Here is a 26,034-nt window from a genome sequence, read left to right as displayed (position 1 = left end):
GACAAACGCAAAATTATATGAATACAGGACTTGACCAATATATGGATATCTTTAAAGATGCAGTTGAAGATTCGGCTGCAAAGTTAACAAAAAGTTTCGAGAAAATACTCATCGAGGTGATAATTTTGTTCATGGTAATACCAAGAAAGATAAATTTCACCCAAATGGGGAGGTATGGCTCGCATGTTGAGCAAACCTATCGCAACGCATTCGGCTTAAAAAAGTCGAAAAGCATTGACTGGCTCAAACTTAATGTCTCACTTGCCAAGCGCTTCTTTGGTAAACAGGGAAGATGGGCTATTGCCATTGATCCCAGCTACATCAGCAAAGCTGGCAAGAAGACTCCACATATCGGTCGTTTTTGGTCGGGATGTGCACAGTCTGTTAAACATGGTCTCGAAATCATGGGTATTGGCCTCATTGATATTGATGCCAAAGACTGCATGATGTTAAAAGCACACCAGTCGCTAAGTAATAAAGAACTGAGTCTTAGAAACAAGACTATGGTAGATTTCTATATCAGCGTCATTAAGCGTTACCGCAAGGAACTTCTTAAACTCTCAACCCTCATAGTTGCAGATGCTTACTTCTCTACAAGTACATTTGTTAATGGGATAAAGAAAGAAGGGTTCTCTTTGATAAGCCGCTTTCGTGACAATGCTTGTCTCTTTTATGTCTATGCTGGTCCACGTACTGGAAAACGTGGTCGCCCCAAGACCAAGGATGGCAAGATTGATATGAAGAATCTTGACCTCACTCGAATGGAGAAGATGGAGATGAAAGATATAGAAGGAACAGCTTATACTTTGATAGCCTATTCCAAGGCACTCAGGTGTAAAGTTAGACTTGTCATCTGGCAGATGCCGAATGGCAAGAAGAAACTATTCTTCTCTACAGACACCTCACTTTCGGGTGAAGAAGTACTTCTTTATTATAGAACCAGGTTCCAGATCGAATTTTGCTTTCGTGACGCCAAAGGCTATACTGGTCTTATGGACTGCCAGGCTCGCGATAAGTGGAAACTCGATTTTGCTTTCAATGCTTCGTTCACATCACTAAATGTTGCCAAGGTAACTATGAAGGAGATGGGAATGGAATATTCTATGTCTTCATTCAAGTCACTGATGACCAATATTTATCTGGTGAAACGAATTTTTAAAGCAAGCGGGTACACCCCGAACCGAACTTTAATTAGCAAGATTTTCAAAGATCTCTCGTGCTTACAGCGTATAGCTGCTTAGCACATTATTGAATTATTAACGAACTATTGTCAAAACGATTCTTATGATTTATTTCTTCTTACAATCGTCTCTCTGGGAAAACTCGCCAAGCATTGTCAAATGTTAAAAAGCGCCCTCAGCACAAAGTTTTCCACTACAAAAGTCTTAAATCTCAATCTTTTTTCTTACCTTTGTGTTCAATATTTGGCAATTCTTATAGAGAAAAGTCAGTCGGTTTTTAATCTAACCTCTGAATATAACATTGGAAGATAAAATCAAACAGCCTTTAACGGCTAACGCTTCATTGTATAATGGGCAACCTACTGACACAGGTTCATCGTGTCCAAGTGCAAGACTTACCTCTTGTACGCCCTCCACTTCAAAGAACAGAGGTGGGGTGTCGGTAGAGAATGTGCCTTCACGAAACAAGCAATGGTTTGTATTAAGAGTTTCTTATGGGCGTATTATCAAAGCAAAAACATTCGTTGAGGCTAAAGGATTGGAATGTTATGTTCCTTTGCGATATAAAGAGGTAAGAAAGCAAGGAAAAAAGCGAATCATCACGGAGCCTCTTATTTCATCTTTTATGATTGTTCATGCAACAGCAGAGCAAGTTGACTCTCTTTTGCAAGATAAGAACATCAAGGCTTTTGAAAATAGAGCTTTGTTGAGTTACTATTACGACCATACTTCACATTGTGAAAATGCGCCAACCAAGAATCCTCCTCTAATCATTGCCGATACTGCTATGGATAATTTCATCCGTTTAACCTCCATACATAATCCTCACATTATCCCTGTTACTTCTGAGAATATCAAATATAAGTTAGGGGATGAAGTCGTGATTACAGAGGGTGAGTTTAAGGATATACATGGTAGAGTGACAAGGATTGCAGGTCAGCAGAGAGTGGTGGTAGAACTTTTTGATGGATGCTTGGTGGCTACGGCGTATATACCGAATGGGGCAATGGAAATGTATAATGAACATAAGATCATCAGTATGTGTATGACAGATAAGACAAAAACTTCCGAGTCTCAACAATTGTGATTTCTTTTACAAAAGATTTCGAAGGTTATAGCTTTTTTTAGCCTGCGACCTTAAAATAGAATTGACAATACATTAACAGTTTATAAACAAGTAAAATAACAAGTCCGATATGGCACAGAGAATTACAATACAAGAATATGCAGATATCAAAGGCCTAATGGTCTATGACATAGTTCAAAATGCTAAGGAAAAAGGAGTAATACTACCTGAAGACCCAGAGTATGTATTAGATGATTCGCAACTTAGACAAATTGATCCAATATTCACCCATCAATATAAATATAAACAGATAATACCTAAAAGTAATATTGATTCAAACGAATCTGCACCGAAGATATTCACGTTAAAGAAAGAAAATCAAATTAATAAGGAGCCTAGGGTTCTTGGTAAAATAGATTTAAGTTCATTAAACCAAAGTACTAGACCTAAGCATAGGACAAAGAAAGAACAGAACCCCAAAAATCTTCTTTCCGAAGAAACGATTGCACAGTTAAGAGAATTTGGCAATACACATCAAAACGAGCGATTTACAGGAAAGGTTCAACGAGTTATGCCACATGGCGCATATGTAACCGTTGAAAAACTTTCTGCTTTCTTATACACTAAGGATGTCACATGGGGGTATATCGACGACATAAATAACTTTTTGTATGAGGGGATGGAAATAGAGGTCACCATTATTGGTTATGAAGAAGAAAAGAAAAAACTGAGAGTTGGAAGAAAACAATTACTGGATGACCCTTTACTATCACAAATTGATCAGTTCGCAACAGGAAATGAAATTCAAGGTATTGTTAAAAAGATATCTAAAAGCCGTGCATATATCGAAATTCAGAATGGTGCCATTGTTGAAGCTTCTATTCCGAACGGATATACTTATCCAATTGGAAAAACGATTTCTGGTAACATTATAAGTATAGATATCAGTAAGCATTTAGTTGAAATTGACATCACAAGTCAACTTATGCCAAAAGCTGACCATGGCTCAAAACAACCAAAGGAAAAAGAACAGCTTAAACTTGACAAGAATATTGCCATAGTTCAATTCTATGATAGTCGTGTTAATAATTTCGGAAAAGTTCTCACTAACGCTCTTGGCATAAATAACGAAGATACTTCCGGCAAATTATACACTTTCAATCTCAATGAGAGAAATTGGAAATCAGAGGTTTATCCTGAGGAAGATGTATGGATTATAATGAATCCATCAACATTTAGGGGAAGACGTGAAGCTATAAATGGTGATTGGTTGACATATGACAAAAATGGACTTTTATTAGCTCTTCCTTATAGAGGAATTTTCGCTAAAATAGAAGGGCAAGATTCAAAAGGATCGTATCATGATCATGACGTAATCTGCCATGTCGTAGGCAAGATTCTAAGAAAGCCTGAAGGAAAAGAAATAGTAATAGAAACTTTCGCAGAGTATCTATCGAATTATAGCAATGTGGAATGTTCTCAAATAATTGAAGAATTTCTGCAGGATAGCAATTTGCTTAAACAACTAATTGCATTGTTGCCAGAGTTAAAGTCATACACATCAGATAATGGTACTTATTGTAATGCTATAAAATCAATAACAGCTACCGTAGAAAATAGTATTTTCACCCAAAAAGATATAAGTATCTTACAGGCACTACCTGATGATTTCGATTTTTCTTCATGTCTTACAGAGACCATTGAATCCCTTGAAAAATCATCAGAAGAGCACTTAACAGAAGTTAGACTTTGGATTTCGGCACATACTTCCATATTAAATGCTTTATTGGCAAATCCGACAAGCCTTTCGATGAATCTGCTTTATGTAATTTCTCTTATTACGCAAAATAATTCTATCTACAATGACGCAGGTAAGCCCTGGAACGAAGCATACAAATTTCTCAAGGAAAAATCTGAATCTGAAGCATTTTCTTTCTTGATTTATTATTTTTCAGATAAAGACAAAGCGTTCATAGAACAAGCAAATTTAATAGATGAGCTTGACTATGAGACGTCAAAAAAACTGGTTACTAAGTTATTAGATAATCCACAACATCATTTAGAAGTCCTAAAACTGTTGGCTGGAAGATTTATACAAAATGATTTCGACATCATTAACAATTATATACTAAACGGAATAGATGTACGACATATATACCCACAAATAGGAGAACATCTGAATACTCTGATAGCAGACAAAGAGCCAGAGGTACGTTCGTTTTTCAATTTGTGCATTAATAATAACAACCAACCTGCAGATATTATTTCCATCACTGCCTCAGTGAAGGATGAATTGTATGTTGAACTATTTGCATTAACTGCTAATCCAGATAATCTAAATGAAATAGAAGATTTTGATTCTATACCTCTTTGGATAAATGAGCAAGAGCCTTCATTTGTAAGTCAATTTCTCCTAAGTTGTCAGAAATCTTTTATTGATGATGAAGATAAAGAAGCTATTGCTGAAACCCTTACATCTATAAATAGTGAAAAATTTAGAGATTCTATAATTGAGTTATCTGAAGATGACCAGTATAAGATTCTGCAGTTATGTCCTGAGACTTATGCAAAAGACATAGTTGTTCGGTATTTTGCTTCAACAAAACTCTTTGATCTGTTTATTGGTGAACAATGGAAGAAATTAAAATCACAAATTCCATATGTGGCTTTCGATTTAGAATCAGATGGGGATACTATTAAGGAATTTGCTTTTAGAAAAGATGAAAGCACAAAGATGTACCAAGGAGAAGAGCAGCTAAATACACTTCTACGTGCATTAAAAGGAACTGAGATTATTGTTGGTCACAGAATCAAAGCGTGGGATTTGGGCTGTATATTAAGCAAGAAAGGCTTTGAGTCAAATGCATTTGTTTGGGACACTTTAGAAATAGAGATTCTATTAAATCCTTGCAGATACTCATATGCACTTCACACAGGACATACAGCTCAAGAAGATACAGAACTGGTAGATCGATTATTCTGGAATCAGCTTTATAGACTCTCAAAGAATGTGTCTTTGTGTGGCGAACTTAAAGACTTACTTCCTGCCAAAATTAATGAGATCTTAGATGTTTTGAGACAACCAGAATTTTCTGATTTCTTTAGCAAGGATTCTAAAGAAGACAACTTTTATCAGGTTCTTACTGATACAGATGAACAAGTTGTATCTCGTATAAAGGCAATTAACGATATTGATTCAAAGAGGTTAATTATTGCTCCTAAACGTCTATGGTCAAGAATTGCTGAATATGTGGATATGAAATTTGTCCAGAAGCAGGAAGACATTGATTACATGTCTATTAGTAAAAAAATGCTTCATGAGAAACCTCTTGACGATACTTTCCTTAATGCACTTTTAAATAGATTTGTTACCATGTCAAAAACTCCAGTTGTAGCAAATCTTGCTCAATATCTTAGGCTCAATTATTTATCTGATAATCTACTTGAAGAGTACGTTATTGAAAGCTCCGGAAATGTAGATTGTGCAGACATGGAGTTTCTAAGGGAAAATAGTAACCTAAAAAATTACGAACATATTTGGTTTGTTGGTTGTGAAATTGAAAATCGAGTAAACCAATATTCATTGCCAACTCATTATTCTCCTTCTGTTTTTTGGCTAAATGATAGCAGTATCCCTATGCGATTAGGGGCATCCAGTTACATTGCTGTAAATAAGGAAGAACGAAAACTAAATATTTTTAATGATGTACCTTCGGAAGCTGCTAACGTATGGATTGAGAGAACTAGAGAAGGCAAGTATGTCGTTAGCTACAATTATGATTTCTTCTCTATTTTAGAGTCACTGAACAATGGCTCTGAGGGGGTGACAATAGAAATAATTCCATGGATAACAGACAGCGGAAATAACAACTCAATACATTTAGTATATAGTGGACATGGCAAAGGATTTGATGCTTTACAAAAGCGCGTCAGTGCAACATCAAGGTATAGAGCCACCTACTGGGCCTATCAAATGGCTTTACTTAAAGACATTCATTTCTATAAAGATCATCGCCCTATAATTCTATTATTAGAAGATTCTCTGGAAATAGAAGATGTCGTGTCTTATGCAAGAACATTAGGTTTCTATATTCCTGACAATGGTTCTTTGGTCAGAAAACTTGAGTTGATAGACCATCATGAAAATGGTATGCTTGTAACAAGCAAAAATCATTTCTTTGATATCGTTGATTGGCGAAGAGACACACCATATTGTTATGTGTGGGATAACCTGGCCGTTGAGAAACATATGATGATGTGGAATGGTCTTACAAATGAGTTTAACAAATCATTCTTGTATGATGGTATAAAAGAAAAAGGAACATCTGTTGCAATAGGTTCGGCAAAAGATACTTACCAGTCTATTTTGCTGTCTATATGGCCTGTATATGAATATTATTATCATTTTATAAAAGCTAACAGCATTGAATCAACAATGTATGTACTTGACTCTTTCCTAGAGGAATATCACTTTCTTTCAGCAGTATGGGGTGTATCTTCTTATAGGGTAAAACAATTATGGAATAAAGAGGAAGATTTTAATGATTCACTAAATATTTGCAAGACTTTCTTTACGGATAGCTCATCCATTTATGAAAATGATTCAGATATTGAAAAGGCTAAAGACCTTATTTTTTCGATATTAGTAAATCCAGAACATGATCCTGAAAAGAAATGGAGCCCTATTCAAGCGGAGATTATCCCTCATATCCTTAAAAGACAAGGAAACTATCTTGTCTCACTACCTACAGGTGGTGGAAAATCCGTTTTATTCCAAGGACCTGCGCTTTATAATTCAGCATATACAAATAAACTGTCTATTGTAGTAACTCCATTGAAGGCATTGATGCAAGATCAGGTAAAAGAACTAGGAGAAAAAGGCTTTATATCCAATGTAGATTACTTAAATGGAGACAGATCATACCAAGAAGTAAAGAACATATATAGAAAAATTAATGGTGGTGAAATAGCGATTCTTTATGTAACTCCTGAGCGTTTCCGTTCAAGAGCATTCTTAAATGCTTTATCCTCAAGAATGGCAAATGATCATGGACTTGAGTATATGATATTTGATGAAGCGCATTGTATTTCACAATGGGGAATGGAGTTCCGTCCAGAATATTTAAATGTTATAAAAATATGTAAGAAGTTCAAGGATACTTATGGCGATGACATGTGTATATCAATGTTTTCAGCGACAGTAACCGACATGATATACGATCAAATAAATGATGTAATTCCTGTAAAGCGATTGGGACAAGAAAATGATAAGAAGATTTACAATCCTATCAGGAGCCACATCAAAATGGACTTTAAATTGGTGTTTCATGATATACCTCATCGTTTGAAAGAAATCGTTGACTATATCATAAAAAATAACATCAAAGCTCAAGATAGCCGAATGCTTGTTTTCTGTAAAACTAGAAATCAATGTGAAGAAATGTCTTTGCTTCTAGCGGATGAATTGTACAAGGCAGAAATCTTAAGTAAAGAATTGTCAACACAAGCAATAGGCTATTTCCATGCTGGCATGGATGGCGATGATAGAGAAGAAACATATAAAAGATTTAAAGATAACAATGATCCATTATATATACTTTGTGCAACAAAGGCATTTGGTATGGGGATGGATATACCTAACATTCACTATATTGTCCATTTGATGCCGCCAAGTGTAATGGAAGATTATCTTCAGGAAGTTGGTAGAGCTGGACGAAATAAAAAAATGTATATAGATGCAGGATTTAGTGAATCAAATCCTATACCGACCTTGTGTCTGTTCTCAAAGGATGATATTAAGAAAGCTAAAGAGCAGCTTCTCCAAAGCACCTTAAGTTGGAAGAATCTTGAGGAGATTAGAGTAGCTATTAATTCGTACATTACAAAAATACAGTCAATTGATAAAACTAAAGAATATCCTGTAGTAGTTCCAAATACGTTATGGGCAAATGGCCAGTTCGATTATGACTTTACAGACTTCAAAATTGGCCAGTATTGGCTTGAGCGAATGGGAAGAATCAAGATGGGATATTTGAGTCCTGCACATATTAATATTACAATTCTTGATAATAATTCAGCAGATTCAAATGAAGAGACGTTAGAAGAAAGAATCAAAAGGCTTTCTACATCCCGTAGCGCCACTTATGCTACAGCTATTTTAGCTGAGTTGAGATTCATTCAAACAGAACAACAAAATTCAAATATTCAGGTCTCCATTCAGAAACTTGCTGCAAAACTGTCAATGCCTTCAGCCAAACTGCTAGACAGTTTGATTTGGTGCGAGAAACATAAAATTATTCGAATAGAACAAGAAACTCGATGCCACATTGCGTTCACTAGACTGAGTGAAGTTTCCTACATGATGGACTGGAATTCACATGAAGTTGCATTTCATATAATTTTGAATGCCACAAGATCACTGTTGCTGAATAATGGATTAAAACTCGAAAAGAATTATACTCTTTCCGATATTCGTCAATTCATTAAGGATTCAGATACCCTAGAAGAAATTGTAAAGAAGGTCACTAAGACCGATGAAGACGGCAATCAGTCTACAGAAAAATACATGACTTGGTATAATGAGAATGATAAACAAAATAATAAAGGCTTATCTATTGCCCATTCATACCATGACGATTTATACAAGAAACGCCTGAGACAAGTCATATCATTATTGGAGATTATTCCTGATGTTAAAGTACAATCATACATAGATACAAAGAAAAAATGTGTTCTTCAATCTGTAATAGTAGAGAAAGACACATGGAAAGAATTTTTAAATGATTTTCAGGCAGACTGTTTGAAAACCTTGGAATATATCAATAAATGCCAAAGCACTATAATCCGCTGGTCTGATGCTATTGTTGAGTTGGGATTTGAAAATAAAGGATTCGTATATTTCGAGAGCCTTTTACGATATCTAAATGGAATGGCATACATCTCCACGGATGCATTGCTTCCTACTGGCATTGAGATATATACAACTGACAATTCTGAAGAAGTGATTTTAGAGAACGTTGAGCCAGATTCTAAAGATTATCAAGACAAAGTCGCATTTGATGAAGCTATAGAAATCAGAAATCTTCGTTTATGCGTTATGGACGTTCTTACAACGAAGATTCACTCAAAACAGGAATTCCAGGAATTGATCGGATCATATTTTTCATTAAAAAACTCCGAAGACTTTAAAACATTATTAAGTAACTACTATGAAGAATCTGATCCTATCTGGGATGCTCTTCGTGCCACGGCAATAAAAAAAGCGGAAAAACAATTACAAGACAATCCGGAACAATGGGCCATCTACAATGAGAACTCAAATGAAAATGTTAACGTAGAAGCAGGCCCTGGATCAGGAAAAACACATGTCCTGACATTAAAATGTGCAAAACTAATATACCATCAACATGTAAACCCTAAGAGCATCTTAGTGTTGGCTTATAACAGGGCTGTAGTTGTTGAGCTAAAAAGTCGTTTGGCTAAACTATTCGCGTCACTTGGATTGAGTCGTTCTGCAAGTCAATTACATGTATACACTTTCCACAGTCTTGCAAAAAGAGTGTGCGGAGATACTGCGCTCTCCGGACATGAAATGAATGAGTGGGAAAGAATACTACTTAGAACGATAAAAAACAAGCCAAATGACGTTCGAGCAGCAATGCCAGATCTTCAATATGTATTTATTGACGAGTTCCAAGATATTACTCAAACAAGACTTAATGCAATGTTTGGGTTGAAAGAAATCTATAATGACCTCACGTTCTTTACAATTGGAGATAAAGATCAAAGTATATATGGATTTGAGAAAGAAGAGTCTATGGATCCAAATTATTATTATGAACAGCTTTATAAGACTTTAAGTCCTAAGAAAATGACAATGAGCACTAATTATCGTTCATATCCAAAGATTCTCAAAGAAGCCAGTCGCTATCTACCAGCAACTTCTCATGTACCAGTTCCATGCAAGAAGAATATAGAAAACGAACCACAATCAGAGTATGTGTATATTTACCAAGACAGCAGAGAATGGTCAAACGATTTTGGTGGATATGTTCAATGGTTAAAAGAGCAAGGTATCACTGATTTGGCCGTGTTCTTCAGAACGAATAATGAAGTCTATCACGGTTACTCACTTATAAAAGCCCTTAATCTACCAGGTATTAGAATCAGGATACAAGGTGCTTCTGTATGTGAGTTATATAGAATGCGAGAAATTTATGCTGTACTTACACTACTGGATAAAGAATGTAATAAGAAGATCAAACTGGAGAATAACCAAACAGAATATGAATTGAAGGAAAAAATTGCATATTGGATGAGTCAACGTCCTAATTGGGACTCATTCTATATGGATTTTGCATTTGTATTAATACTTGATTATCTTGATTTTGCATCGACAGATGAGGAATTACATACTTATGGGGATATGGCCGATAGTATCAGAGAGACTTTAAAGGAAGATAATCCACAGCTATATAAGTTATATGATGACAAGCGGTTCCAAAACAGACGAATATTATTAGACCAACAACTTAATGTAGTGCTTACCACTATGCATAAAGTGAAGGGATTGGAGTTTGATGCTGTCATTATAACACCATCGGTAACGTCTCTTCCTTTTAACCCAACTGAAGATATTGATGAGTCTACCCCACTCTCCTCTAATGACATTGAACAAATAGAAGAAGAGAAAAGACTACTATATGTTGCATATACTCGTGCAAGAAAATACCTATTCGTATACAAAGGAAATAGGGAGAAGGCGGTTGAAAACATGCGTCGCTTTACCAGCCTTGAAGACCAATGGGGAATAAGAGAAAGAAAAGTTGGACTCGATAATTATAATATAGGGTTTAATGCTGGATATAATTTTAATGGTAACAAAGCTATCGCATATAATGTGCGTAAGAATGATCCAGTAGAAATTAGACGTTACAGAGGTATGAACAGAAATGGCCAGCAATTCACTACATATAATATTATTCATAATGGAAGCATTGTTGGTCAATTATCCAGAAGAAGCAGTATAGCCCACCATATGGAAGCAGATGATATAGAACTATTGACTGGTTTTTTTGTCAGCGACGTTTTCTATTGGACGTATGATGATACACTTGTTGCAGACAGGCATGCAGAAGAGGAAACAGGAAGGAATCCTAATTATGCGTTAGGATGGTCACAAGATGCCCAAAAGCAAGGTTATATATTTATTGTTAACATTGCCGGATATGGCAAATAAATTATAAGAAATATGAGTTTAATAACATATGAATTTAATAAAGCTGATAATGCTGGAGAAATTAGTCAATTTCGTTCCACATTGCCAATCATGCAAAAACATTATCAGGGAAAGAACGAAGTTGTACTATATTTAAGTGGCAAACTGAATATTAACGGAGTTGATATTGATGGGCTAATAATCAAAGAAGATGCCATTGTATTAGTTGAATTTAAGAACTATGCTGGTGAGATTAAAGCTCAGGCGAACGGTGATTGGTTTCATGGCAGCGAAAGAATAAATGGAGGAGCCAAGAAGAAAGATGGTTCCAGTAAAACTGTATTTGAGCAACTTAAAATCAACCGTCGAGCTTTACGAGATGGGTTATCGAGATATATCAAGAATGAAGATGCATGTAATAATATACAAGCACTTGTTGTGTTTTCTTCAATTTCATCCTTAAAATTGGATGAAGATTTTAAATGGGGAGCAAATGCGTGGGTGAATGTATCTGATGTAGAACATATTTGCGAAGAGTTAGATACAATTAAAGCAAGGACACGTTCGAATAAATCAATTATTTTGACCGATGGTGATATATTTGATTTTATCAGAAGCAAGGGACTAGATGAGCGTTATATAATCACAAAATATAGCGATACAAACGTGATGCCGGGAGATTTATTCCACGAAGAGTTTGCTCATAACGGAGATGATTTCTCCCCTAACGTCCTTCTCGCAAAAGAAAAAGAGGATAATGCCAAGAACAAAGAAACAATACATGAGGCTGTAGATTTACTTCAGACTATGATGGCTAAAATGCAGAAAATGGCAGAAGAAAAGGATATAATTATCCAACAACAGCAGGCAGAGTTGCTTCAGATTAAAGTAGAACGATTGGAAGAAGCTAATAATCATGTAGACACTTCTGCAGAGCAATTATCTGTGATTAAAGAAGATGCAACTCAATTAATTGAGGACATTAAAACTGTTGAAAATGAAGTTGATAATATTGTTAATCAACCTAATAATATTATAATAGAACAAACTTCAAAGCCTAAGAAACGATTTGGCTTGAAGCAAAAAATATTAAAAGCATTCAATGTCGATACAGAATCTATGGACGATGATCAATTAGACCTAATTGGAGATAATATTGGAAAATCCATGATTGTAGCAGGATGTGCAGGAAGTGGAAAATCTGTTATTGCTATGTACAAAGCTCAGCAAATTCTAGAAGCTGGAGGTGATGTAATATTAATCGCCTTCACCAAATCATTAAATAGATATATGAGTCAAGGAAAAGCAAATACACTTGATAAGAAGTTCTTTTATCATTGGCAATGGATTGACCAAGGTATGCCATCTGCAGATTATATAATTGTTGATGAGATACAGGATTTTGATAAAAAAGAAATATTGCAGTTTATACATGCTGCAAAAAAATGCTTTTATTTTTTCGGAGATACAGCTCAATCTATATATAAAGCATTTGGAAAGATGACAATGACAATAGATCAAATATCTCAGATGACAGGAGTAGCTGTGTCACGGCTCTACAATAATTATCGTCTTCCTAAATCTGTTGCTAAAATTACACAGGATTATCTTGGTTTGGATGAAAAAAACGATAAAGTTAGAGATTTCTCTGAAAGCCTTTATTTAAGCAAAGAAAATGCATTACCTGTAATCATGAGTTGTGAATCAAAACAAGAACAAATTAACAAGATTATTTGGTTCTTCTCAAATTTTGGTACATTTATGTATCTAAGTTTGAGGAGACCTTTATCTGCAAAAGAGAAATCGATGCTCTTCCACCCATAATTCGCTTTGCGGTCTTTATCTTGTTGACCGAACCTTCAAGGATTCCATTGTTCAATTTGCTAGCAATAGAATTATTGATGGCGGAATAGTCCTTAATCAGTCCTTTGGCAAACTTTTCCATTTTCTCATTACCACATCCTATGACCATGTTAATCCATTTGTACAAGTTCATTTTGACCTCTCCGCTCAAAATGCCTTGAAATGTTGTTATATAATAGGCTAAATCGGTAATATGCAAGTCCTGCAGAAACAATCTGACTGTATCAGTCTTGGTTTTCCAGTTGAAGTGAACTATTGAATTCCAAAGGTCATACTCTTCGCTCCTGATAGTTGCCTTTGCAAGAAATGCCTTGTAGGCATCATCGTATGCCTTCCAGTCTTCCTTCCATTTTTCTCTCAGTAGAAAAAGAAGTCTTTTCAGTATTTCTTTCTTCTCTGTAGAATGTAACCCCTTGGTAACCACAGAGTAATCCAATGACTTTTTACAGAGAATCCTGTTTGTAATAGATTCTATGGCTTTGTAAGCCCTTAGTTGCGTTGGGTTGAGCAAGTCCTCATATTTGGTGTTCCTTAGCTTTCCCATCTTAAATCCATCAAACCCTGTTTTGTCATGGATTTCACTCAAAGTCAGTCCTTGCCTTGCATAAAGATCCATGAAAGTGTTCCATTCAGCCATTTTCTTGATTCTTCTTGTATCCTTGCACATCGATTCCAAGACTGCATATATGCTGGTATAAAGCCAACCTCTACTTATTTGTGGCTTAATGGGACCAACTAGACCTTGAGTCAGCAACTCCATTCTCTTATGCAAAAACTCCTGCAGAATCTTTGGAAAGACTGCGCTCGTCAAGTCTTCAATGACATGGAATTTGTCTGTGATAGCATGTGCTGATGGGGCTCCTTGCTTGATAGCCTTAATGAAGCATCGTCCCCTATCACGAGTGATAGTATCGACTTTCTTGTATTGTTTCAAGACATTTGCCACAATCGAAGAATCTCTAGAGTCTATCAGTTCCAAAATCTCGCCTGTGTCATGGTCTACGATAACACTGCCATAGGTATGTCCCTTTCTCTTGGCAAAGTCATCTATGCCTATATTCCTGGCAGTCCTGTCTGGAAGTCTTTGGATCTTTTTCAAATGATTTATGCAAGTATTTGGACAGCAGGTGATTCCCATCTTTCTCATGACCTTGGAGGTCGACACAGATGACATATGTATATGAAGCTGGTTCATCAACTCTATGCATCTTACACTGAATCTTGCATATTTGTTTAGCCACTTCGTCTGTTGCTCTACAAATATATGTTTATCAGACTGGCAGTAAAAACGGCGCATGTAAAGGGTGAGAACAAACCGTTTACACCCTAAAGGACACATCGTGACCGTTCTCTTTTGCCAGCCACGGGTATGAGTGGTTTTCTGGCCACAACGGTCGCAGAAGGCATGGGTAGCCGTACTCACGAGAACCATTTTGAGTTCCGTGGAAGAGAAGTCACAACTTGTGATAAAAAAGCCATCTATGGCAGGAAAAATGTCCATAAGAAGTTTTTCTCCGGCCATAGAAGCATTTATATCGGATTTTATTTGGTTGTTCCTTATCTTTTTTATAATTTTGCATCTGTTAGCGATTGTATCCATTGTAAGTCATATTTTATGATCACTTTAAACTTACATATTTTTGGAGACAATCGCTAATTTTTTATATTAAACTTTCTCAAAAATATTGCTCCTTCATATAAAAATTGGGGCTTTGTACTAAAATTTGAGAAGAACCGATTATTTCTATAACAAAAAAGAACAAATATCGAAATGTTGGAATCTTAGTAGCTGATAATGAAATGGTTATTGAAATAATGAATTCATTTACTTCTTCTAAATTTGCATGCGAATTTAAATACAATGCTGGTTATAATGACTCAAGAAATAAGGACACACTGAACTTTAAAACCGAACATCCAAAACTCATGACTTATCATAGTGCTAAAGGCCTACAGTTTGAGACTGTAATTATACCATTTTACAATGGTGCACGAAATACAGACGAAAAGAAGGCACTTTACGTGGCAATGACCAGAACATATAGAAACTTGTATATTCTGTATGATGGCAAATTACAAGAACCCCTAAAAAGTGTTCCTGAAAGATTATATGAAAAAAAAGAATAAATATGATTTTTCCTATTAGAATAGAGAAGAAAATGCACGAATAATCATAAAAGTAAATATGTGATATGCTCGAACTCGAACTACAACAATACCTCTTCCGCGAATACCCACAAGAGAATGCTCGCTGTGAATGGAAGGAATTTAAAAATCTGAAGAACTCGTTCTGTGGGGACGAGAAGGATGATGTTATTTCCTACGTGTCAGCTATTGCCAACATGGAGGGTGGACATCTTGTGATTGGTGTAAAGGATAAGACGCTTGAAATTGTTGGGACTGATATTTCAAGGCTTACTTTTAATGGGCAACCTGCAAACACTCAGTCGACAACGTTCAAACTCACAGAACAATGCACTTATCTTTCATCTGAAGGTCTAAGCATTGAGGAGTTTATAACCGATGATACAAATAGGCGAGTATGGATAATACATATTCCAAAGCACTTGCCTCGTCGCCCTGTCCTTGCCCACAAGAAGGCATGGCAACGCATAGAAGATTCGTTGGTGGAACTGACCCAAGAAAGAATGGCTGTCATTCTTGAAGAGCCAATCTACGCAGCAAAGGACTGGTCTGCAGAAATTGTACCAGATGCGACAATAGATGATTTGGATGAGGTTGCTATTGCCAAAGCTCGAATGATGTTCAAGAAAGTACATAGCCGTATTCCTGCTGAAGAAGTGAATGCCTGGAATGTTCAAACTTTCTTGAGCAAGTGTGGATTAACGAGAAACGGAGGTATTACTCGGGCAGCTATCATTTTGTTGGGCAAATACGAATCCGCTTTCAAACTGCGTCCTGCTGTTGTACAGGTTACTTGGACACGGCGAGACAAGAACCAGGAAGTGGTTGACTACGAACACTTCACAGTTCCATTTATATTAACGGTGGACGAAATCCTCTCAAAGATAGAGAATCTGACATTGCGTGAAATGCCTGGAGGTACGCTTTTCCCCGACACGATGAAGCAGTATGACGACTATACCATCCGTGAGGCCCTTCATAATTGTATTGGCCATCAAGACTACACTCTTCAGCAACGCATCAATTTCGTAGAGAATCCAGGATATCTGTATTATTCCAATGCTGGCACATTCATTCCTGGCACTTTGGAGAATGTTTTGAGGAACGAAGAGCCTCAGACGCATTTCCGCAATGAATGTTTATGTAGGGCGATGGTAGATTTCAACATGATTGATACCGTAAGCCGTGGTATCAAGAAAATGTTCAATGAGCAATGGCGCAGACACTTCCCTATGCCTGACTATGAGATTGACCAGATCAAGAAGAAAGTAGTTGTCCGCATCTATGGCAATGAAATCAATAAACGATACACTGATTTGTTGAAGACAAACGACACTCTATCTCTCTGGGATTGCATCTCTCTTGACGCAGTACAAAAAGGCAGAACTATTCATGAGGATATAGCGCAAGACTTACTCAAACGTGGACTGATAGAAGGTGAGGTCCCGCATTACAGTATTTCTCTTAGCATTGCCAAGAACACTCACCAACTGCCTTCTTACACAAAGACCAAAGGATTGGATAAGGAGAGATTGCGTCAAATGGTTCTACAGTATCTCAGCAATGCAGGAGACGAAGGCGCCAAGCGAGATAGTATATACGAATATCTGAAGGATGTTCTTCCGCAAAACAAGACGGAAGAACAAAAAATTCGTATGCTCGGAGATTTGCTCAAAAATATGAGCAAAGAATATTTAATAAAAGCGGAAGGACGAACTTGGTATGTCATGCCTCAATCATAGAGGACATATTATAGCGGATTATAGCGGAATTATAGCGAATTCGGCATTCTTATAGCGGAAAAACCGTCGAATTTCGACGGATATAGCGAATCTAAATATACTAAAAAAAGGTCGCCAGCATTTTGGCGACCTTTTTTAGTATCATATTTACTTCGTATTCAAAACCAGCTTCTTGGCTTTCATCTTTTCACCAGCTACCGAAAGTTCTATCTTTCCTGGCTTATCGCCGGCTCTCAATATCACGAGAGCAGAACCCTGGAAGAGATTGCGCTGAATGGTCTTCTCCAACTGGGTCTTTCCGATATGAAGTTCATTCGATGAGATGTTTCCATTATCCACCGCCACGATATTCGCATCGCCCTTCACGGTGAATGTCAACTTATCGAATGCCTTGGCGTCTTTCACGTTCAGTACTCTTCTGCCCTTCTTGTCCACGGCATAGATGCGAACGTGCATCAGATCCTTACCATCCGCATGCCAGTTTTCAGCATCAGGCACCAACTTCAAGGCAACAGCCTCGCCCGTGGTCTCTATCTGATGGCGAGCCACCACCTTGCCGTTTTTCTTAGCCACAGCCACAAGTGTGCCTGGAGCATAGGCGATGTTGTCCCACTTGATTCGGGAACGGAGCTTAGGGTCGTTACTGTTCTTCTTCACACCCAGGCTCTTGCCGTTGAGGAAGAGTTCCACCTCGTCGCTATTGGTATAGGTATAGAGCGATACCTGCTCGCCTGCCTCACGGTTCCAGTTTTCTGAAAGCTTTCCGGCAGAAACATTGATGCCATTCCACTGGATGTTGCCACCCGATTTCTCGATAACACCGATGTGAACGGTTGGCTCGTCAGTAAACATGCTCTTCACGAAATAAGCATCTGGCTTTGGCTGAAGAGAAAGGTCGAACACACCCTGATTCCAACCCTTGATAGGCCATCCCATGCTCTCGCCCAGATAATCGATGGCACCCCAATAGGCAAGACCAATCACCTTGTCGAGATCCATCTCGTAGAAGTTTGGTCCCATGGCAGCCACACTCGCCTCGCTCTGATAGAAGGTTTTCTCAGGATAGCGCTTGCTGTCGCCAGGGAAATACATGTAACGATAGTTATATGAGTTTACCTCTGTCTCTATTGCCAAATCGGCTGGGATGGAATCCGTCTCCAGGTTGCGATAGCGCGGATGCATCGCCACGGTGGTGAGTCGGGTATCGTCATAACGGTGCAGCAACTCCTTCTGAAGCTTATAAGCTGTAACGCCCCAATCGTTGAAAGGCAGGTTGCTATACTGCTGCAACTCATTTCCCAAGCTCCACATCACCACCGAAGGATGGTTTCTGTCTCGCTTCACCCACTCGGGAACATCCTTCTGCCAGAGACTCTCCCAATCCACTCTGCCACCGGCATACTGGGTGAGCCACTTGTCGTAAAGCTCATCCACCACCAGAATGCCATACTTATCGCAGAGTTTCAGGAAGTCCTCGCTATATGGATTATGAGAGGTGCGGATATGGTTCATTCCGAATTCCTTCATCAGTTTCAGTCGCTTCTCGATGGCACGCGGATAGGCGGCAGCACCCAGGGCACCGAGGGTATGATGGTTGGCATAACCTTTCAAAAGCACCTTCTTGCCGTTTACCAGCAAGCCCTTCTGCGGAACGATTTCGATGGTGCGCACACCAAACGGCTCCTTAATCTGGTCGGCGATGTTGCCCTTACTGTCATAAAGCGTCACCTCGGCAGTATATAAATAAGGTGAATCCGGCGACCACAACTTGGCATTTTCCAAAGAGATGCTTGGCAATTCATACTCTCTGTCTCTCCATTTGGCATTGAAGTGGATGTCGTTCTTCTGCTCAGCCACCACCTTGCCATCGGCATCGAGAATACGAACACCCACCGGCATCTTGGCAGCGCTCTGCCCCTTAGCTACCTTCTGCTGGTTGATGATTTCCGCCTTGATCTTCACCTCCTTGTTGTCCTGTGTACGGATAAAGAGCGGATGGCGAGGGAAGAACAGATTCTTATTGGTAACAATAAGGTTGACATCACGATAGAGACCGGCACCCGTAAACCAGCGGGAGTTGCTTGGATTTTGCGTATCCGCCTTTACTGCGATTTCGTTAGACTGTCCCCACTTCAAGAGTTTGCTCAGGTCGATATCGAAGCCCAGATAGCCATAGTCTGTGCCACCGATACGCTTTCCGTTCAGATAGACATCTCCTACCAGCATGATGCCCTGGAAGTCGAGCACGATGCGCTTTCCCTTCCATTCATCCTTGGGAGTGAGTTCGTAGCGATACCAACCGATGCCCATCTCCTTGAATCCACGGGAACTCAATCGGCTGCGCACATTGCTGCCCGCATCACTGTTATCTGGTCGCTCACTGGCATCCGGAGCCACCCAATCCTGTCCTATCAGGAAATCATGTGGCAGATTCACCACATCATCCCCACTTTGAGTTGACTTCAACTCAGCAATATTCTTCACATCACCACGATGAAACTGCCATCCCTGGTTGATGCTGATTGTATCGCGCACCGCAGCCTCAGCCGAAAGGGTTCCCATCAAAGGCAAACCACCCAGCAACAACGAGGCGAAAAGTATTGTCTTTTTATTCATTCCAAATTCATTTTATTAATTTCCGTCTGGCTTGGTTACATCCAGATTCACGGATGGATACCACACGAATTGATTGAAATCATCTGGCTGGGCAGGATTGTAGTCCTTCCAGTCACTGCGTAGATACTTCACGATAGGCAGATTGAGCTGCTTCATGCCCATTACCACCATCTTAGCCACCTCGTAGGCTCCGTATGGATTGAAGTGGGTGTTATCCTCCAGAGCCTTAGGCTGGTTAGGATAAGTATTTGCCGGATAGTGAACCAGCGACTTCTTACTGTTCTCGTAACCCAAAGTCTCAAAGAAAGTGCGGGTCATATCGTGAAGTTCTATCACAGGCACGCCCTCTCGTTTCGCCACTGCTCGCATGGCATCAGGATAATCGCCATGAGTTTCCTGAATCTTGCTATGGGTAGCCTTGTCGAACATTCGGCGCTGGGTAGGAGTTACGAAGATGATGTTGCCACCATTCTTGCGTACCTCGTCAATGAATTTCTTCAGGTTGAAAGAGAAATTATACCAGGCACCACTGCCTGCATACTTCTCCTTCTGGTCGTTGTGTCCGAACTCACAAATCACATAATCGCCCTTCTTCATCATCGCCAATACCTTGTCCAGACGGTTGGAAGCGAGGAAAGAACCTGCAGTCAATCCGCTCTCGGCATGGTTGGAGATAGCTACCTCAGGACCAAACCATCGGGTAATCATCTGTCCCCAGGAAGCGTATGGCTCCGTAAACTGATCTACTACCGTAGAGTTGCCACAAAGGAAAACGGTGGTAGTTTCAGCAGGAGCCGGTTCTACCTTGATACTCTTTACTGCTGGGGCTGCACCAGTAAACTCCAAGGTCAGCTTTTCATCCCAGGTAAAGTATCCTTTCTCACGGGCTTTGATTTTCACATTCTTCTTATCAGTAATATAAGGAGAGCGCTTGTTCACGATGAAGGAGTAAGTCTTGAACTCACCCTTCCTGGTGCTCACCTCATCGAGCATCAATCTGCGGCTTTCGGCACGCACCACCGTTTTGCCCGCCTTTTTCTTTGAACCGAGCACCACGGTCACCTTATAGTTGCCATCAGCCACCTTCACGGAATAGAAGAAAGGCGCATTACTCTTTGCCTTTGGAGCAGCCACGATATCGTATCCCTGTCCGTTCTCTACGGAATAAACAGGCTGCGCCTTCAACATATCAATATCAAAAGTCTGGGCATTGGCGGTTACAGTAGAAGCCAGTGCCAGCAGACTGGTGAATAAAAAATTTCTAGTTTTCATATAAATCATTTTTTCTGTTGTTGTCATTCATCTTGGTTATGATTGAATTTCGAGAGCAAAGATACATAAAAAGGACAAAAAGATATTATGCTTTTTATCCTTCTTATATAAAAATCGTTCAAAAACTATTATTCCTGTCTATTTCTGCAGGGTAATTCCCATTAATCCGACAACCACCTCGTTGCACAGCGCCCTTAAAGTGAAACGCTTCAATTTCTTCCTTGCATCCAGTGGCATGTCGAGCAATATCGCAGCTCCACCCTCTATCTCTGCCACGGCTTTCTTGAAACCAGGCACATCTGCCATGTTTTTATTGGCAGCAAGATGGAGATCACGGAAGAGATGCCGGCTCACCTTTCCCGATGCCAGACCTACTCGATAAGGACGAAGTTCCGGCTGCGGGAAGGCAGTGGTATTCTCCAGGAAATCCTGCTCTATCGGACACCAGTTGACCGGTGGCACCAGCATCAGTTCATCGCTTGTTCCATCCGAATACTCCACCCTTACCACGGCATTTCCTATGGCATACTGCATTGCATTAGTAGAACCCGCCATCAGAAGATAGGCATGAGATGCCTTACCCTTCAAGGCTACGGAGATGCTATCCGGATAGTTGTCCCAAAGAGATGTATAGGCGATGTTCTTGCCTTCCTTGGGAGAGCGGAACGACAAATCGCCATCCACCTGCGCCATGAACTCGCCATCTTGGATAAGACTTCTGAACTTCGTATCATCGATGTTTGCCGTCTTCTTGGTGGAACACCAGTCGCCGATGCCTTGGGTTGGTACACAGAGTGTAGTGTATGGTGAACGAGGCGAAAGATACTGGTTCTTGAAGATGTCGCTCACGTTTGCATTAAAGGCCTTGTCCATGTTCACCTTACGGCACTCCTTCGGGTTTACTTCGGCAAAGTCGTTGCCCACGCCCTTGATAGAAGCCCAGGCATCCACAGCTTGCTCAGCAATGCTTTCTGCCAATGGATATTTTCCAACCATATCCTTTTCATCTTTCATATCCCTTTCTTCCTTTGGCAGGATGGTTGGCAACTCAATATGCTGCACCTTATCTGTAGAGAAAGCAGTATCCTTATACTTGCCGCCTCCCAGGTTCTGGCGAATCACCAGTTTCAAAGGTCGCTTGAAGTTCTGGGTAACATCGAACACATCCTTTCCGTTTACCCGCTTAAATGCATAGTCTAGATAAGGCGTATGCACCGAGGCACTATCCCAAGCGGCAGGGAAGCCTGGACGGATGATGCACTCACCCTCCAGGGCATTCGGCGTGATACCGTAGAGTCCCTGGATGAGGGCACGGGATGAGATGCCCGTTACATCGGCAAAGTCGCGATAACCCTCACCGGTGGCTGCATCCAGCTTCGACAACTGCCCGAAGTTGGCAGGACTGCTTCCCAAGTACATGAAGTCGAGCACATTGGCTTTCAACAGGCAATAAGCCTCTTCCACTCTGCCCGCCTGGTAATAAGCCAAGACGGTATGCATCACCTCTGCCATTGCCACATTGTTGATGCTCCATTCGTAAGGTGCCCAATCAGAAGTGCTCAAGGTCTGGTATTCTGTCCCCTTATATATATAAGGTATATGAGGCGTATGGCGATCCACATATCGGGTGGCGCTATAGTTCTGCTCAGCAGTTCCCACCCCACAGTCTATCGGAGTATAGATGCTCCAAAGCGCTGCATCGCGATGTACTCGCTTCAAGCCCATGAAGTCTTGATATTCCGCCCAATGACCGGAATCCTTCAGCCACAGTCTCTCGTTCATCGCCTTCAATATTCTGTCGGCTTCATCCTGATAGGGTTTCGGATTCTCACCGATGATTTCAGCTATGCGGGCCGCCAGGCGGTTGCTGCGATAGTTGTAGGCGGAAGAATGGGTCACGGCACCACTGTTGTATTGCAGGGCATCGCTCGCCCAGATGCAGCAATAGGCATCGTAAAGTCCATCGTTATCGGAGTCCCAAGCCTGCTTCTCCCATGCCAGATGGCGCTGGATTACCGGCCACATCTGGCGCATATACGTGGTATCGGCATCAAACTGGAAGTGCCACAGCAGTTCGTCTATATACACCAGATTCATGTCGTAATGATGAAATTGGTTGTTCTTCTCCGGATTTCTGCATATATAGCCCGTGCTGTACATCGGCGTTCCCCACTTGTAGGTACCACGCGCCAGGTTATTTTTCTCATCCATCAGATGAGGTTCTGTAACGGGCACATCGGTTACCTGACTCTTGGCGTATGCATCAAAGTGGGTGCGTTGTCTGTCTGGCATTCCAAGAAAATCGCCCATGTAGGCAGCTCTCCATCCAGGCAGCGGCATGCGCCATCCCACGGCTCCATGCTGCCACACCTTACCATCCCAGGCACCATCGGCAGCCATCACCAAAGCTCCACCGATAGGATTGATATAGGCATCGGGGGTATGGAAACAGACTGATGAAGCAAGCAGACTTCGCCATTGCTCGGCTGCATCGAACCGAGGCTGCATCAGAGAGTTCGGGGCTGCAGAAAGCTGATTATCTCCATCTATTGAGAAATAGAAGATGGAACTTGGAGAAGACTGAGATACAGTTCCGAGAACTGCCGTTTCTGATGTAGCAGCTTCGAAGGTACCCGGTTTCAGGAAACTTCCAATATCACCCGAACGGGCTGGTTTAGGAACTGCAGTTTTGCTCAGGATAGCCTCCACCTTCATTTTTCTGTTATCGAATCCATGAGCAGCAAAGCGCCAGATAGCTCCTTCAGCATCAGAAAATGCCAGGACCGATATGTCGAGTTCCCCCTTTCCCCATCGCCTGTCTTTCAGAAGATAGTCACGACGTCCAGCTTCATAACTCGCCTTGCAATATTCAACCTCATCGAGCCACATCACCTGTCCGGCATACGAGATTCGGAACCTAATATTACCCGTCTGGTTTTTCTTATAGGTGGCGAAGATAGGACGGTCGCTGGTTTCCACTCGCCATTCCGCCATACTTCCATAAAGGGCACGGGTGTAGCGATGATTACCATTCACACAAACAAAGGCATTGCCTTCGGGATAATAGGATGCTTGGCGAACCACCCCTGCCGAAAACATCGGTAGAGCCATGTTCGCCAACAATCCCCAAACAGCAATTTGCTTCATATTGCTTTTATTTAAGAAACATTTAAATTCAGAAGAAATCAGAGTGTTTTAAATTCTGAAAAATCAGAGTGTTTTTTTACTTCAGATACTTAGCCAATGGGCTCTTCATCTTCTTCAAACCCTTGGCCACACACTTGGCATTGTGCTGGGCACCCTTCAGACTGGTGTGTGTATGATCCTTCTTGTAATATGCCTTCACCTTTTCCTTGCCTATTTTATCGTATGAATCGGCAGCGATGTTGTGGAGATCAAGGAAGGCAACGCCCGTCTCAGCCACGATTTCGCGATACCACTTGCCGTAGGTATCGTTGCGGCGCTCCATCTTGCCCTTTGGCCACTCGTTGCGAGGAGTCAGGGAAACGAGGATTGGGGTAGCTCCCTTCTCACGAACATCCTGGATGAACTTCTTCAGGTACCAGCCGAAAGAATAAACCACCTCATACTGCTTGCTTTCTTCCATCTGATAGACATGACAGGTATCCTTGGCACAAGGAATGGAACCACGCATCTTCTTATCGGTCATAGAACAGATGTCGTTATGACCGAACTCGATAAGCACGTAGTCGCCTGGTTGAAGACTGTTATACACCTTCTCCCATCTTCCTTCATTAAGATAAGAACGGGAACTGCGACCCGCCTTGGCTGCATTTACACAGGTAATCTTCTTTGGGTTGAAGATGGTATAAGCCTGAGAGCCCCAGCCCCACATGCCGTCTTCTTCCTTATCGGCATTCTTCACAGTACTGTCGCCTGTGAAGAAGACTACAGGTTTGCCCGGCTCACGCTTGAAATTCTCTACAGGCAAAGCCACATTGACCATCATCGCCTGCAATGGAGCCAGACTTGGGTCTTTGCTCTCAGCCAATCCCTCGGCTGCCGAACGGGCATTCATCATCGCTCCGAAACGGGAAGTATGGATATGGTCGGTAAAGAAATGATACTTCTCCTTCCAATGACCATAGCTGTCGAGCTTGGCTGCAGAAATCTCATTCAAATCAACGAAAGGAACGCCTTCCTGCTCAGCCACCTGCTTTGCCCACAAGCCGAAGGTCTTGTTGACACGAACTATCTTATCATTCTCATCGTAGGCATCACGTGGAGTCAACGACATCAGGATAGGATGAGCCCCCAGCGCCTTACAGTCGTTGATGTATTTGCGCATGTATTCGCCGTAAGTATAGACGGTTTCCTTCACACCCGTCTCCTTGATGGTGACATTGAGCGAATCCTTGCCGATGCCAGGGATGCTGGCACGTGCTCTGCCGCTATCGTATGGTCCATTGTCGTTATGACCGATGGAAATAATCACCCAGTCACCTGCCTTGATGCCCTTGCGCACATCCGGCCACAGACGGTTGTAGAAGGTACGGCTGCTCATGCCGCCCAAAGCCTGATTCTCTACGGTAATCTTGTTGGCATCAAAGAACTCATGCTCGTAATAGCCCCAGCCCCACTGACCGTTGTTACCATTACCCAGGGTACCATTTCGCATGGTGGAGTTACCAATGAGGAAGAGCACAGGATTGTTGCCCTTTCTGCTGGTACCCGGTTTGATACGTGCCGTCATCGCCTTGTTCAGGCTATCCACGGTATTATCAATCACATGATTTACATCTTCCATAGGTCCTGCCACTGTAGGCTTCGCCTTATCTGCAGGTTTTGCAACCTGTGCATAGCTCATGCTAGTAGCTGCTGCCATCAAAGACATTGCAAATAATAATCTTCTCATTTGTCTTAGCGTTTATATGTGTTATATGTTTATTCAAATTATTTTTTAACTCTTTA

Annotated in this window: 11 protein-coding genes; 6 read left to right on the top strand and 5 right to left on the bottom strand. The window is 40.6% G+C overall.

Features of this window, described 5'->3' with window-relative positions; all coding sequences use genetic code 11:
* Positions 1-17 precede the first annotated feature (17 nt).
* From KUA49_RS04770 to KUA49_RS04755, 4 genes are all read left to right on the top strand, one after another.
* Positions 18-1,241, top strand: coding sequence for a transposase (locus KUA49_RS04770; protein ID WP_153093847.1), 1,224 nt, complete (start codon positions 18-20; stop codon positions 1,239-1,241).
* Between the two features lie 241 nt (positions 1,242-1,482).
* Positions 1,483-2,268: a UpxY family transcription antiterminator gene (locus KUA49_RS04765; RefSeq protein WP_218413516.1), complete on the top strand. Its 786-nt coding sequence runs from the start codon at positions 1,483-1,485 to the stop codon at positions 2,266-2,268.
* A gap of 109 nt (positions 2,269-2,377) precedes the next feature.
* Positions 2,378-11,485, top strand: a complete 9,108-nt coding sequence (locus KUA49_RS04760; protein ID WP_218413515.1) for a DEAD/DEAH box helicase — start codon at positions 2,378-2,380, stop codon at positions 11,483-11,485.
* 12 nt (positions 11,486-11,497) lie between these two features.
* Positions 11,498-13,288, top strand: coding sequence for a nuclease-related domain-containing DEAD/DEAH box helicase (locus KUA49_RS04755; RefSeq protein WP_218413514.1), 1,791 nt, complete (start codon positions 11,498-11,500; stop codon positions 13,286-13,288).
* On the opposite strand, the gene KUA49_RS04750 is transcribed toward KUA49_RS04755, so the two are convergent.
* A complete protein-coding gene (locus KUA49_RS04750; protein ID WP_318331687.1) occupies positions 13,224-14,759 on the bottom strand; it encodes an ISL3 family transposase in 1,536 nt (511 codons plus the stop codon). The two genes, KUA49_RS04755 and KUA49_RS04750, sit on opposite strands and share 65 nt — an antisense overlap.
* Positions 14,760-15,127: 368 nt before the next feature.
* On the opposite strand from KUA49_RS04750, the gene KUA49_RS04745 reads away from it, so the two are divergent.
* Positions 15,128-15,454, top strand: coding sequence for an ATP-binding domain-containing protein (locus KUA49_RS04745; protein ID WP_218412358.1), 327 nt, complete (start codon positions 15,128-15,130; stop codon positions 15,452-15,454).
* A 65-nt stretch (positions 15,455-15,519) separates the two neighbouring features.
* Positions 15,520-17,214 (top strand): RNA-binding domain-containing protein, encoded by a 1,695-nt coding sequence (locus tag KUA49_RS04740; RefSeq protein ID WP_218412359.1) that lies wholly within the window; start codon positions 15,520-15,522, stop codon positions 17,212-17,214.
* A gap of 147 nt (positions 17,215-17,361) precedes the next feature.
* Here KUA49_RS04740 and KUA49_RS04735 read toward each other — a convergent pair whose 3' ends face one another.
* The 4 genes from KUA49_RS04735 to KUA49_RS04720 all read right to left on the bottom strand — a co-directional run bounded on the left by KUA49_RS04735 (position 17,362) and on the right by KUA49_RS04720 (position 25,930).
* Complete coding sequence (locus tag KUA49_RS04735) at positions 17,362-19,830, bottom strand: glycoside hydrolase family 2 TIM barrel-domain containing protein (protein ID WP_218412360.1); 2,469 nt, start codon at positions 19,828-19,830, stop codon at positions 17,362-17,364.
* Positions 19,831-19,845: 15 nt separating this feature from the next.
* Entirely contained in the window at positions 19,846-21,102 is a 1,257-nt protein-coding gene (locus KUA49_RS04730; protein WP_218412361.1) for a rhamnogalacturonan acetylesterase, read from the bottom strand.
* 138 nt (positions 21,103-21,240) lie between these two features.
* Complete coding sequence (locus KUA49_RS04725) at positions 21,241-24,249, bottom strand: DUF4450 domain-containing protein (protein ID WP_318331674.1); 3,009 nt, start codon at positions 24,247-24,249, stop codon at positions 21,241-21,243.
* A gap of 76 nt (positions 24,250-24,325) precedes the next feature.
* Entirely contained in the window at positions 24,326-25,930 is a 1,605-nt protein-coding gene (locus KUA49_RS04720) for a rhamnogalacturonan acetylesterase (protein ID WP_256624810.1), read from the bottom strand.
* Between the last annotated feature and the right edge of the window lie 104 nt (positions 25,931-26,034).

Source organism: Segatella copri (assembly GCF_019249655.2).
In the GTDB taxonomy this organism is placed as follows: Bacteria; Bacteroidota; Bacteroidia; order Bacteroidales; family Bacteroidaceae; genus Prevotella.
This window is presented reverse-complemented; position numbering and strand designations above follow the sequence as displayed.

Coding starts and splice junctions, on each gene's coding strand:
- KUA49_RS04770 (WP_153093847.1), top strand. CDS start 18: ATGAATACAGGACTTGACCAATATATGGATATCTTTAAAGATGCAGTT.
- KUA49_RS04760 (WP_218413515.1), top strand. CDS start 2,378: ATGGCACAGAGAATTACAATACAAGAATATGCAGATATCAAAGGCCTA.
- KUA49_RS04755 (WP_218413514.1), top strand. CDS start 11,498: ATGAGTTTAATAACATATGAATTTAATAAAGCTGATAATGCTGGAGAA.
- KUA49_RS04750 (WP_318331687.1), bottom strand. CDS start 14,759: ATGGTTCTCGTGAGTACGGCTACCCATGCCTTCTGCGACCGTTGTGGC.
- KUA49_RS04745 (WP_218412358.1), top strand. CDS start 15,128: ATGGTTATTGAAATAATGAATTCATTTACTTCTTCTAAATTTGCATGC.
- KUA49_RS04740 (WP_218412359.1), top strand. CDS start 15,520: ATGCTCGAACTCGAACTACAACAATACCTCTTCCGCGAATACCCACAA.
- KUA49_RS04735 (WP_218412360.1), bottom strand. CDS start 19,830: ATGAATAAAAAGACAATACTTTTCGCCTCGTTGTTGCTGGGTGGTTTG.
- KUA49_RS04730 (WP_218412361.1), bottom strand. CDS start 21,102: ATGAAAACTAGAAATTTTTTATTCACCAGTCTGCTGGCACTGGCTTCT.
- KUA49_RS04725 (WP_318331674.1), bottom strand. CDS start 24,249: ATGAAGCAAATTGCTGTTTGGGGATTGTTGGCGAACATGGCTCTACCG.
- KUA49_RS04720 (WP_256624810.1), bottom strand. CDS start 25,930: ATGAGCTATGCACAGGTTGCAAAACCTGCAGATAAGGCGAAGCCTACA.